The organism is Ochrobactrum sp. A-1 (genome assembly GCF_022488005.1).
Classification (GTDB): Bacteria; Pseudomonadota; Alphaproteobacteria; order Rhizobiales; family Rhizobiaceae; genus Brucella.
Window position 1 is genome coordinate 806,138 of sequence record NZ_JAKVQC010000003.1, and the last position, 12,285, is coordinate 818,422.

The window sequence follows — 12,285 nt, forward strand, 5'->3', positions numbered from 1 at the left end:
ATCACGCTATATTGGCAACCATTAAGTTGCCAATTACGGAGGATGCATATCATGACCGTCGCAAGCAATACTGACCGCATCGTAAAGACCGTCGACATTCATGCAGGGATCGACCGCGTATGGCGCGCCCTTACCGATCATGAAGAGTTTGGAAGCTGGTTTCAGGTCAAGATCGACGGGCCATTCATCGTCGGCACCCGTTCGACTGGCCATATCACCTATCCCGGTTTCGAGCACGAGCCTTGGGAATCCTTCATCAAGGAAATGAAGGCACCGAGCTATTTTGCCTTCACTTGGCATCCCTATGCGGTGGACCACAACATTGATTATTCCAAGGAGCCGCCGACGCTGGTGGAATTCAGATTGGAAACGGTCGAGACCGGAACGCGGCTGACTGTGATCGAAAGCGGTTTCGACGCCCTGCCTGCTGAACGCAGCCCGCTGGCGTTGCGGATGAACGAAGGCGGCTGGGAGGAGCAAGTCGGCAACATCAAAAGACACGTCGAAAATGAACGATAGGCAAGCTGTGACCGGCACGGATATGTCTATGGTTTTCGCGGCGCTCGCCGATCCGACCCGGCTGGCGCTCATCGAAACCCTGAGTGATGGTGAAAGCCGCTCAATTGTGGCGCTGTCGCAAAATGGCAGCATTACCCGGCAGGCAGTCACCAAGCACCTGACAGTGCTGGAACAGGCAAAACTGGTCGAGCGGGAAAAGGTCGGACGGGAAAGCAGGTTTCGCCTGCATCCCGCACCACTGATCGACGCCCGTGCCTATCTCGCAACCGTTTCCAGCCAATGGGATGATGCCCTGCAACGTCTGCGCCGGTTTGTGGAAGATTAGAGCATTTCCAGCAAAAGTGCGAAGCGCATAGGCGGGGAAATCAGTCCACTGGACTGATTTCTGATCCCGCTTCGATGTGTCGGACAATGCGGTGATAACAAACAGCTAGTACTGGTTGAAGAGCAGCGAGGATGTGCCCTTCACGAAGCCAAGCTTCTGGTAGAAGGGCACAAGCCGTTCCGGGCAATAAAGTTCGAAGCTTTTCACACGCCTCAGCTTTTCATGATTGAGAACGCGTTCGACAAGGGCCTGCCCCAACCCCTGCCCCCGATGCTTCTCCGACACAATCACGTCGAAGATCAGCGCCTTGAAGGTGAAGTCCGTGAGGACGCGGACGAAACCTGCAATCCCGCCTTTTGCATCGAGGCAGAAGAGAAGCAAATCGCAATGGGCCAGCATATGCGTGACCTCATCCAGCGTCCGTTCGCTCGTCCACCATTCTTTACTATAAAACTCATGAAATTCGCGATATTGCTCAGGTGCGAGTTTCTCCACCCATTGAAAATCAGTCACGAATTGCCTCTCCCGTTCGTTGAACTATCAGTCGCAAAGGCGTTTCAGAATGGCAATCCAGTTTGAGCAGACCTGTCCGATCTTTCGCATTTTCGACATTGAAAAGGCCCGCGAATTCTATCTCGGCTTTCTCGGATTCAATCTGGATTGGGAGCATCGCTTTGCCGAGGGAATGCCGCTTTATATGCAGGTTTCCCGCAGTGGGCTTGCCCTGCATCTTAGCGAACATCACGGCGACGGAAGTCCGGGCGCCAATATTTTCGTGCGCATGCAGGGTGTCGAGGAACTGCATAAGGAGATTAACGCGCGCGGCTACCGTTTCATGCGGCCGGGAATCGAGAATGAGCCGTGGGGCCGCGTGATGACGGTCATCGACCCTTTCGGCAATCGTATCCAGTTCTGCGAAGGTCCGCACGACGAATAAACAAAAACACCCGCTGGCGAACCGGCGGGTGTCTTGATTCTAGCTCAAAAATCCGATCAGTGCAGGATCTGGCTCAGGAACAGCTTGGTGCGTTCGTGCTGCGGATTGTCGAAGAACTCGTTTGGCGAGTTCTGTTCAACGATCTGGCCCTGATCCATGAAAATCACGCGGTTGGCAACCTGACGGGCAAAGCCCATTTCGTGCGTCACGCAGATCATGGTCATGCCTTCGGCAGCAAGGCTCACCATGGTGTCCAGAACTTCCTTCACCATTTCTGGATCGAGAGCCGATGTCGGTTCGTCGAACAGCATGACTTTCGGGTTCATGCACAATGCGCGAGCAATCGCCACGCGTTGCTGCTGGCCACCCGAAAGCTGGCCCGGATATTTGTTGGCCTGTTCCGGAATCTTCACGCGGGCCAGATAATGCATGGCGATTTCTTCCGCCTGCTTCTTCGGCATCTTGCGCACCCAGATCGGTGCCAGCGTGCAGTTTTCCAGAATGGTCAGATGTGGGAAGAGGTTGAAGTGCTGGAACACCATGCCGACTTCGCGGCGCACTTCGTCGATCTTCTTGAGGTCGTTGGTCAGTTCAATGCCATCGACGACGATCTTGCCCTTCTGGTGTTCTTCCAGACGATTGATGCAACGGATCATAGTCGATTTGCCCGAGCCAGACGGTCCCGCCACAACGATGCGCTCACCGCGCATGACCTTGAGGTTGATGTCGCGCAGGACGTGAAACTCGCCATACCACTTATGCATATTGGTGATTTCGATGGCGACATCGGTTTTGGAAACCTGCATCTTCGAACGGTCGACATCCACTCCGAGTTCGGATTGCGGGAGGGCGCTTTGTGCACTCATTTCCATTATTCCCTTTATTTTTATCGTTTATGACCCGTGTCGAGCCGTCGTTCCATGAATATAGAGTATCGCGACATAGCGAAACAGAAAATCCAGAAAACGAAGCCAGCAAAGATCAGACCTGTGGCAGGCGTCTGTGGAGAAGCCCAGTTGGCATCGGAAAAGTTCTGACGGACGATGCCCAGCAGATCGAACATGCCGATGATGTAGACAAGGCTCGTATCCTTGAAGAGGCCGATGAAGGTGTTGACGATACCCGGAATGACCAGCTTCAGCGCCTGCGGCAGGACGATCAGTCCCGTCTTCTGCCAGTAGCTGAGGCCAAGCGCATCAGCGCCTTCATACTGCCCACGCGGAATAGCCTGAAGACCGCCGCGCACCACTTCCGCCATATAGGCCGAGGCGAACAGCGCCACGCCGATGAGCGCACGCAGCAGCTTGTCGAATGTGACGCCCGGCGGCAGGAACAAAGGCAGCATGACGCTGGCCATGAACAACACCGTCACCAGCGGAACGCCACGCACCATTTCGATGAAGATGATCGAAAAGGTCTTGATGACAGGCAGCTTCGACCGGCGTCCCAGCGCAAGAACGATACCGAGCGGCAGCGACACGGCAATGCCGACAAAGGACAGCACAAGCGTGACCAGCAGGCCGCCCCAGAGCGGCGTTTCCACGAAGGGAAGACCGAACCAGCCGCCAACCAAAAGGAAGAAGGCGACAATCGGGAACACGAAGAAGAACAGGATCGCATTGAGACCCTTCTTCGGAGCCTTCGGGATGAGAAGCGGCACGAGCAGGACAACGAACATCAACGCCGTCAGATTGACACGCCAGCGTTCGGAAATCGGATAGCGGCCATAGATGAACTGCTCATATTTCGCGTTCACGAATGCCCAGCAGGCGCCCGACCAGCCTTCCGGTTGCGTGCCGCCCTGTGCGACAGTCAGGCAGGCAGTGCGATCGGCGCCGGTCCAAACGGCCTTGAAGAACAGCCACTCGATGATCGGCGGAAGGAACCATGCCACGGCCAGCAGGCCGAGAATGGTCAGCGCCGCATCGACCGGCGTTGCGAACAGATTGACGCGCAGCCAGTGTGAAAAGCCCTGGACGGAACGTGGCGGCGCTTCGCCATCCACCATCTGCGCGCGGACATATTGGAGCTCTGCGTTTTCCATTGTCACCTCTCCACCAGCGCCATCTTGGCATTGAACCAGTTCATCAGGCCGGACACGATCAGGCTGATGCCCAGGTAGATCACCATCCAGATCGCCACGACTTCGACCGATTGACCGGTCTGGTTGAGGATCGTGCCGCCTACGGCGACAAGATCGGGATAGCCGATGGCAATGGCGAGCGACGAGTTCTTGATGAGGTTCAAATACTGGCTCGAGAGTGGCGGAATGATGATGCGCAGCGCCTGCGGCACGATGATGAGACGCATCGTCTGGCCGGGACGGAGCCCGACTGCGTAGGCCGCCTCGGTCTGCCCCTTGTTGACGCCCAGAACACCGGCGCGAACGGTCTCGGCGATGAAGGACGCCGTGTAGAAGGAAAGCGCCAGAAACAGAGCCAGGAACTCCGGCTTGACCTGCGCGCCGCCGGTTAGATTGAAGGTTCCGAGCTTCGGCGAGTCAAACGAAATCGGAAAGCCGGTCGCGATCAGCGCCAGTATCGGAAGGCCGATAATCAGGGCGGCGGACACGCGTATCGTATGAAAGGACTGGCCGGTTGCCATCTGGCGGCGTTTTGCCCAGCGCGCAACAACGACGGAGGCCACGATGCCAACGAGAAGTGCCACCGGCAGAAGCCATGCCCCTTCACCCCAGATAGGGGATGGCATGAAGAAGCCGCGATTGTTCAGATAGGTGCCAAGCGGGAGCGCAACGCTGTCGCGTGCCTGCGGCAGGACCGACAGAACGCCGAAATACCAAAAGAAGATGACGAGCAGCGGCGGAATATTGCGGAAGACCTCCACATAGACCGTGCAGATCTTGCGGATCAGCCAGTTGCGCGAAAGACGCCCAATACCGACGAGAAACCCGATAATCGATGCCGTGATGACACCGAGCAAGGCCACATAAAGCGTATTCACGAGGCCGACCAGAAAGGCCCGGCCATAGTTTGAATCGCTGTTGTACTGAATGAGCGTCTGGCTGATATCAAAACCAGCGCGCCCGTTGAGGAAACCAAAGCCGGACGCAATGTTTGCCCGCTGCAGATTGGTGATCGTGTTGCCGACGATCCAGTAGATTGCGCCAATGACCGCAGCAAAGACAAGGACCTGATAGAAGATGCCGCGAATTCGCGGATCATACAGGAGCGAAGTTCCGCCGCGGTCCTGGCGACGTTCAGTTGCAGAATAGGAAGCCATATGTTTCCTGTGCCTCTCGGCTGGCTGCATCAATGTCGAGCAGGAAAGGTTGGCCGCGTTTGCGGGGCAATTCCTGAAATCGAGGCATCGAATGCCGAACCGTTCGGTCTTGCATTCCTCTATTCAGGCTCATCTCGAGCTTGCGGGCCTGCAAGACGCGGTTGAATTCCAAAATGCAGCTTGTCAGCATTCAAATGCCCGCGTGATACGGGAGCCAGTGGCAAACGGACAAACTGCAGAGCCGACAAATCCGGCGGGCGCTATTGCACCCGCCGATGATCAGTCTGGAGAGTAATTCCCGTTAGCGCACAGGGACGCCATATTGCAGGCCGCCCTTGTTCCACTGGGCGTTGATGCCACGTGCAATCTTGAGCGGGCTGCTGGCACCAATATTGCGCTCGAAGATTTCACCGTAATTGCCGACGCCCTTTACGATCTTCACCACCCAGTCATTGTCGAGACCGAGATCGGTGCCGATCTTCGTGTCTGCTTCCACGCCGAGAAGACGCTTGATGTCCGGATTGTCGGACTTCTTCATCTCTTCGACATTGGCCTGCGTAATGCCGTATTCCTCGGCGTTGAGCAGCGCATTATGGGTCCAGCGAACGACGTCCGCCCACTTGGAATCGCCCTGACGAACGGTCAGACCGAATGGCTCCTTGGAGATGATTTCCGGCAAGATGACGTGATCGTCCGGATTGGCAAGCGCCAGACGAACCCCGTAGAGGCTGGACTGGTCGGTCGTATAGGCGTCGCAACGGCCGGAATCGTAAGCGGCGTTGGCTTCTTCGATCTTCTCGAAGACAACCGGATTATATTCCATCTTGTTGGCGCGGAAATAGTCGGCCATGTTCAGCTCGGTGGTCGTACCGGCCTGAACGCAGATGGAAGCACCCGAAAGCTGCAATGCGGAATTGATGCCCGACAGCTTCTTCGAATTGATCATGAAGCCCTGGCCGTCAAAGTAGTTGATGCCAGCAAAATCGAGGCCAAGCGCAGTGTCGCGGCTGATGGTCCAAGTCGTGTTACGGATCAGAACATCCACTTCACCCGACTGCAGGGCCGTGAAACGTTCCTTCGCATTCAGCGGCGTGAACTTCACCTTGGTTGGATCGCCGAAAATCGCAGAAGCCACAGCGCGGCAATAGTCCACGTCGAAGCCAGACCACTCGCCCTTGTCGTTGGGCGAAGCAAATCCCAGCAGACCCGTATTAACGCCGCACTGCAGAAAACCTTTCGCCTTCACATCGGAAAGCGTGTCCGCGGATGCTCCCGAAGCGACGCCAAACAGCGCCGCCGCACCCAATACACCCGTCATAAGAGTTTTTTTCATCTGGCCTGCAACCTTTTTGTTCCCTGGAGAACGTCGAACCATCGGCTCACAACGTCTCTTGTTGCTTTATTTTTGCATAAACCCGTTGGAAAATCCGCGTGACCTCCCAAGCCCATGCCCTACAGCAGGTTGCCCCTCGCCCGAGACCGCTATCCGGTCTTCAATTCTTATTTTTGAGCGCAGTGACAAACCTGTCGCCTTCACGGGTCTTATCGAAGGCGAAATTTTTCCGTTGGTCAAGGCAATAACGCAGTCTGTTAGGCAGGCTTTCAAAAAAGATGAGGGAGAAATATTTGAAAATTTACACGATTTCCCGATTTCTGGGTAGGCGACTTCACTAATGAAACTCATACTGCACCTTAACGAAATACAGCAATATAGTTCAATCAATACAATTCTTTAGATTACACTACCATACCAGATGCACAGGCCTCACGACAACTTTTGCGGGAAATCAGACGCGTGGCATCGCGCTATCGTCATCCAAAGAAAAAATAATATTTCGCGTCGCCATATAGCGGGCAACCCACCAGGTCGTGACGAAACCGATTGTCAGGCCGGCGACCACATCCGTCGGATAATGCGCGCCGGCCGCGAGCCGGCTGATCCCGAAGAGAATGCAGATAAGGACCGTCAGGATGCGCCAGCGCGGCAGGAATATCCAAAGCGAAACCATCATGATGCCAGCCATCATGGAATGGCCGGACGGGAAGCTTTCATAGAGGAACTGCCCCTTGAAAGGCGAGAAATAAGCCGCTCCCACATCATCGAGCAAAAACGGACGCGCCCGGCCGATGGCAAGTTTTCCGATTTCAACCGGCACGCTTGCGACAACGATTGAGGTCAGCACGAGTGTTGCCCAGCTATGGAGTTTCACCAACCAGGATCTGGCACTGGCACGCAGTTTGGGCGAAAGAAGTATCGCAGTGACAAGCCATACGACAATGCCGATGGCCAGCCAGACGATGGTGCGAATCGCGTCCGTGACCGCACGCAGGAATTCCATGATGAAATTGGTGCTCTGCGCGGTGACGCGGATAATGTCGGCGTCCCACATATGCAACACAAGAATGATGAAAGGCAGAAGCACGACGATTGCCGTCATCTCAAGCGTCCAGGAAGACGGCGCGCCCTTGTAAGCCGGGCGTATAAGAGCTTGAAGGAGTTCCAATGCAGCGCGAAAGGGATAAAGAAAAATGCTTCCCGTGCCTGGCGCCGTCATAACAGAGATATCCTTTCAAACGCATCTTACACAATGAATTGCACGCGAGGTTGCATCCGAAACGCGCGCATCCTATCCAAGTATTCAAAGTTTCCGCCACAAACGGAATCGCAGATCTTTTTGCCGCAGCCGATCTTGATGCGACCCGGCAGAATCCTCTCTTTCGAGAAGCGGCGGGCGAGAATCGGCGGACGAGAATCAGTGGGATAGCATGCAACATGGTCTGGAGGCATTTTCGTGACTAAGCAGCAGGGCAAGACACAGCAGGGCAAAGCTGGGAAGCTGGGTATAAACACACGGCTCGCTCACGACGGTTATCAGCCGCGCGATTATCATGGTTTCGTCAACCCACCCGTTGTCCGTGCCTCGACCGTTCTATTCCCCGATGCGGAAACAATGGCGACCGGCAACCAGAAATACACTTATGGTACGCGCGGCACGCCCACCAGCGATGCGCTGTGCGCGGCCATCGATGCGCTGGAAGGTTCGGCGGGTACCGTCTGCGTGCCGTCCGGACTTGCAGCTGTAACCGTTCCGCTACTGGCCTTCCTGTCACCGGGCGATCATGCGCTGTTCGTCGATTCGATCTACAATCCGACCCGACATTTTGCGGATACGATCCTGAAGCGCATGGGCGTGGACGTCGAATATTACGATCCGGAAATCGGTTCCGGCATCGCAAAGCTGATGCGACCGAACACCAAAGTCGTATTTACGGAATCACCGGCATCCAACACTTTCGAGATGCAGGACATACCGGCAATCGTTGAAGAAGCGCACAAGGGCGGCGCCATCGTCATGATGGACAATACATGGGCCACCCCGCTTTATTTCAAGGCGCTCGATTTCGGCGTGGACATCACGATCCATGCCTCGACCAAATATCCGTCCGGTCATTCCGATATTCTGTTCGGCACGGTTTCGGCCAACGAAAAATGCTGGCCGCAGCTTCTGGAAACGCATGGAACGCTTGGACTGTGCACGTCGGCTGACGACACCTATCAGATCCTGCGCGGCATGCGCACGATGGGCGTGCGGCTGGAACATCATCGCAAGAGCGCGTTGGAAGTCGCGCGCTGGCTTGAAAAACACCCGGCTGTCGACCGTGTTCTGCATCCGGCATTGGAAAGCCATCCCGGCCATGAAATCTGGAAACGGGATTTCTCCGGCTCCTCGGGTATTTTCTCCGTCGTGCTTGCAAGTGGCGGGCAGAAGGAAGCTCATGCCTTCCTTGATGCGCTGGAGATTTTCGGTCTTGGTTATTCCTGGGGCGGCTACGAAAGCCTCGCGGTTCATGTCCGTCTCAATGACCGGACAGTAGCCAAGGGCAACTATCCGGGACCGGTAATTCGGCTCCAGATCGGTCTGGAAGACGTGGCTGATATCATTGCCGATCTCGAAAAAGGCTTTGCAGCGATCTAAGCCGGTTTTGCGGCGGTCACCTTGCGTGACCGCGCTCGAACGGTCTTTTTTGCCGTTTTCAAGGGTTTCGGTTCTCTTTCGGAAAGTCCTTCCACAACGGCCTCTATCATGGTGCAGGCGACGAAATCCGCCTGCATTTCTTCCCGCAACGCCTCCCGGTCAACGGATCGTGCTTCGCCTGGATCATGCCACAGCACCACACCGATGCGCAGAGAAGGTTGCAGCCGTCGCAGACGACGAACGGCAAAACGGGCATGGCGTGCCGCGCGACGATCCAGAAAGCAGATCATCAGCGTATCTTTACCGGAAAGATCCAGCGCCCTGAGATTTGCCGGTTTCAGCGCATCATGCGCGACGGCTTCTGCTGAAGCGCCCTGTACGGCAAGCACCTGGGCCAGCATGATCGCAGCCGTGTCATCAAGCCCCCTTCGGCCCCCGAATGTCAGAAATGACCGGCCTTCGCCAGACGGAAGCTCCAGATCGGATGCGTTGCCGTCGCCATCAGGGTTTTCGATCGCGATCTCTTCGTCATCGCCCTCCTCTTCGTTCGCAATCTGCTCCAGATTGGCCACCAGCGTTTTCGTGCTTTCGGCAACGATCTGCAATTGCGGCTCGGTCAGGACCCCACGAAGGCGATCCTGCTCCGCCATCAAAAGCGCCGGAATTGCGACAGAACCGTAAAACTCGACCAGATATTTCCGTTCCAGCATTTCCTCGGCATTATCCGTGGCTTCGTCCGGGTCTCCGGCCAGAAGGCGCTGATAGAGGCGCTCTTTCGGGTCGAGCACCGGCTCGTTGCCGAACAGGATTTCCAGAAACTCGAATTGCGGCACGTGACGCCCCAGCACGACGAGACAGACCGTCAGCGGCGTCGACAGAACAAGCCCGACCGGCCCCCAGAGCCATGTCCAGAAAATGGCCGAGACGATGATCGCAAGCGGTGAGAGGCCGGTGCGAGAACCATAAAGCCACGGCTCGATCACATTGTTTATAAGAAGCTCGATGAGGACGAAGAGCCCGATTGTCCACAGCAGCAGATCCCATCCGGGTGCGACCGCAAAGGCGAGGAACAACGGCAGGATCGCCGCAATGACCGGGCCGATATAGGGAACGAACCGCAAAACGATTGCCAGCATCCCCCACAAGGCGGCGTTCGGGATACCCAGAATCCAGAGCCCGAAAGCGAGCGGCACGCCATAGGTGATATTCACCACAAGCTGGGTCAGCAGATATTGGCCGACACGCTTTCCCGCATCCTGCAAGGCTTCGGTCGTGCGGTGAAGATCACCGTAGCCGACAAGCCTTATGAAGCGATCCCGCAGTTCCTCCCGTTCGAGCAGCATGAAAATCACGACGACCACGACGAGACCCGTCGTTGCGAGCGGACCGATGAGCGGCTCGATGATGCTCCTGAGCGTTTCAACCGGATGGCGGGGTGAGAATATCTGGACGAGGAGCGGCTTTTCCTCCGGTTGGTCCGAAGGCAGAGCCTGTGTTTTTTGTTCGGGTCTGTTGATTTCAGTGCCGATGCGCTCGGCAAAACTGTTTAGCCTGTCGAAGAAACTGTTGTCGGAACTCGCTTCCTTGAGCGTTCTGATCTTCTCGATGATGTTGTACTGATAGATCGAGATATTCTGAGCGACTTCTGAGACCTGAAAAGCAACCACCGCACTGAAGACGGCCACGATCAGGAAGCCACCGGCAACACTCGTAATCACCGCGAACAGGCGCGGAAGACCGGCCCTGCGCAGAAAAGCGACAATCGGCGCAAGCGCAAATGTCAGCAGCACCGCTATGGCAAGCGGCAAAAAGACGTCTTTTGCAAAGTAGAGAATGGCAACGGCCACTGCCATTGCCGCCAGGGTTGGCAGGCGTGGCGGTGCCGTCGTGACAGAACGCACCGCAGAATCCGGGTTGTCGATACTCTCCATGAACCCCTCTTTTGCCGCGTTATGATTTTCGGCTTGTTAGCCGCAATAACTGAAAAGGAGGCGTTCGGTTCCATATACGCATAAAACAGACAACAAATTAATTAGCAGATACTAATAATAATATTTCCCACAATATCATTTTGTTCATAGAAGTAAATTTTAACACAATCAAAATATCGGATATACATTGAATTCGGTTAGTACTGGGAATATGTGGGGACCTGCTTTGTCGTTAATATCAGCCAAAAACCTTATCAATCTAAGATTAAGCAAACTTCTTCTGACTCTACTTTTGGTGGTGGTTTCGTCGGGTTCATACGCTCAACAGACACCCAAGCCTGTAGAGGTCGGCGTCTATGTCAGCGAGCCATTCGTCAACAAGCAGGGCGATTCTTATTCCGGCATGGCAATCGATATCTGGCAGGATATCGCCACCCGGATGAACCTTGCTTCGAAATATGTGGAGTATCCGAACTATACCGAACTGGTGAAAGCCGTCTCAGAAGGCAAAGTTGAAGCCGCCGTCACCAATTTGACGATTACGGAGCAGCGCGCCGAGATCGTCGACTTCACTCATCCGTGGTTCGATGCGGGCTTGCGCATCATGGTGCACACCCAGGCAGGAAGCGGCTGGGATGATCTGATCAATCGCTTGGATGACGCCGGGCATCTGGCAACCTATGCCTGGATACTCGGTATTCTCGTTGCGGCCACGATATTACTTACGATCTTCGACAGGCGTTTCGATGAAGGCTTTCCAAAACGCTGGCGCGAGGGGCTGGCCGAGAGCTTTTATCACGTGGTTTCCATTGCGACGTCAGGCAAAACATCGCGAAAGAACCTGTTCGGCTGGGTGGGACGCATCTGGCAGACATTCTGGATGGTGTTCGGTATCGCAATTATCGCCTACGTTACCTCATCGATTACAAGCGTCATGACCGTCGCTCATATCGACAACAACATTTCCAGCCTTTCCGATCTGCAGGGAAAATCCGTTGGCGTACGCGCAGGCAGCGTCGCCGAACAATTCCTGAAGTCCCGCTCCATCGCGACAGTGCCTTTCGACCATATGCCGGAAGCCGTCAACGCACTCGTCAGCGATGAAATTGCGGCCATCGTCGGCGATGGCCCTGTGCTGGAATATTACGCTCATCAGCATGCCGACCAGCCTATCGATATGGTCGGTAACATATTCAGTCCGGATAAATATGGTTTTGCTTTTCCGCGTCATAGCGAACTTGTCAAACCCGCGACCGTGGCGATCATCAGCGCTCATGAAAATGAAGCCGTGGCCAAGCTGAAAGCCAAGTATTTTGGTCCCGAGAATTGACGACAGATACAGAAAAGGCGGCCATT

The 12,285-nt window shown here is 55.4% G+C and carries 12 protein-coding genes; 5 read left to right on the forward strand and 7 right to left on the reverse strand.

Translation table 11 applies throughout. The annotated features are described in order from the left end of the window. Positions 1–51 precede the first annotated feature (51 nt). Both MKS82_RS05675 and MKS82_RS05680 read left to right on the forward strand, forming a co-directional pair. Positions 52–519, forward strand: a complete 468-nt coding sequence (locus MKS82_RS05675) for an SRPBCC family protein (protein ID WP_240578473.1) — start codon at positions 52–54, stop codon at positions 517–519. Beyond that, positions 509–844, forward strand: coding sequence for an ArsR/SmtB family transcription factor (locus MKS82_RS05680; protein WP_176037485.1), 336 nt, complete (start codon positions 509–511; stop codon positions 842–844). Before MKS82_RS05675 ends, MKS82_RS05680 begins: the two co-directional genes overlap by 11 nt. Positions 845–949: 105 nt before the next feature. Here the strand turns inward: MKS82_RS05680 and MKS82_RS05685 are convergent, their stop codons facing one another. Beyond that, positions 950–1,357, reverse strand: a complete 408-nt coding sequence (locus MKS82_RS05685) for a GNAT family N-acetyltransferase (RefSeq protein ID WP_240578474.1) — start codon at positions 1,355–1,357, stop codon at positions 950–952. 49 nt (positions 1,358–1,406) lie between these two features. On the opposite strand from MKS82_RS05685, the gene MKS82_RS05690 reads away from it, so the two are divergent. Beyond that, the gene (locus MKS82_RS05690) at positions 1,407–1,781 is read left to right on the forward strand and encodes a glyoxalase superfamily protein (RefSeq protein WP_151554792.1); all 375 of its coding nucleotides are present in this window, start codon (positions 1,407–1,409) and stop codon (positions 1,779–1,781) included. A gap of 56 nt (positions 1,782–1,837) precedes the next feature. Here the strand turns inward: MKS82_RS05690 and MKS82_RS05695 are convergent, their stop codons facing one another. The 5 genes from MKS82_RS05695 to lpxE form a co-directional block, all read right to left on the reverse strand. Beyond that, the gene (locus MKS82_RS05695) at positions 1,838–2,647 is read right to left on the reverse strand and encodes an amino acid ABC transporter ATP-binding protein (protein ID WP_109988423.1); all 810 of its coding nucleotides are present in this window, start codon (positions 2,645–2,647) and stop codon (positions 1,838–1,840) included. Between the two features lie 20 nt (positions 2,648–2,667). Next, positions 2,668–3,825, reverse strand: a complete 1,158-nt coding sequence (locus MKS82_RS05700) for an amino acid ABC transporter permease (protein ID WP_240578475.1) — start codon at positions 3,823–3,825, stop codon at positions 2,668–2,670. Positions 3,826–3,827: 2 nt separating this feature from the next. Continuing rightward, the gene (locus MKS82_RS05705) at positions 3,828–5,021 is read right to left on the reverse strand and encodes an amino acid ABC transporter permease (RefSeq protein WP_240578476.1); all 1,194 of its coding nucleotides are present in this window, start codon (positions 5,019–5,021) and stop codon (positions 3,828–3,830) included. A 301-nt stretch (positions 5,022–5,322) separates the two neighbouring features. Then, entirely contained in the window at positions 5,323–6,354 is a 1,032-nt protein-coding gene (locus MKS82_RS05710) for an amino acid ABC transporter substrate-binding protein (RefSeq protein WP_071631386.1), read from the reverse strand. A 454-nt stretch (positions 6,355–6,808) separates the two neighbouring features. Continuing rightward, on the reverse strand, positions 6,809–7,576 hold the full coding sequence (gene lpxE, locus MKS82_RS05715) for a lipid A 1-phosphatase LpxE (protein WP_240578477.1): 768 nt from the start codon (positions 7,574–7,576) through the stop codon (positions 6,809–6,811). Positions 7,577–7,813: 237 nt separating this feature from the next. Between lpxE and MKS82_RS05720 the strand changes: the two genes are divergently transcribed. Next, positions 7,814–8,998, forward strand: a complete 1,185-nt coding sequence (locus tag MKS82_RS05720; RefSeq protein WP_240578478.1) for a cystathionine beta-lyase — start codon at positions 7,814–7,816, stop codon at positions 8,996–8,998. Here the strand turns inward: MKS82_RS05720 and MKS82_RS05725 are convergent. Further along, positions 8,995–10,929, reverse strand: a complete 1,935-nt coding sequence (locus tag MKS82_RS05725) for an AI-2E family transporter (RefSeq protein ID WP_240578479.1) — start codon at positions 10,927–10,929, stop codon at positions 8,995–8,997. The genes MKS82_RS05720 and MKS82_RS05725 overlap by 4 nt on opposite strands. Before the next feature lie 295 nt (positions 10,930–11,224). Here MKS82_RS05725 and MKS82_RS05730 point away from each other — a divergent pair, with 295 nt between their 5' ends. Further along, the gene (locus MKS82_RS05730; RefSeq protein ID WP_240578480.1) at positions 11,225–12,259 is read left to right on the forward strand and encodes a transporter substrate-binding domain-containing protein; all 1,035 of its coding nucleotides are present in this window, start codon (positions 11,225–11,227) and stop codon (positions 12,257–12,259) included. The last annotated feature ends 26 nt before the right edge of the window (positions 12,260–12,285 follow it).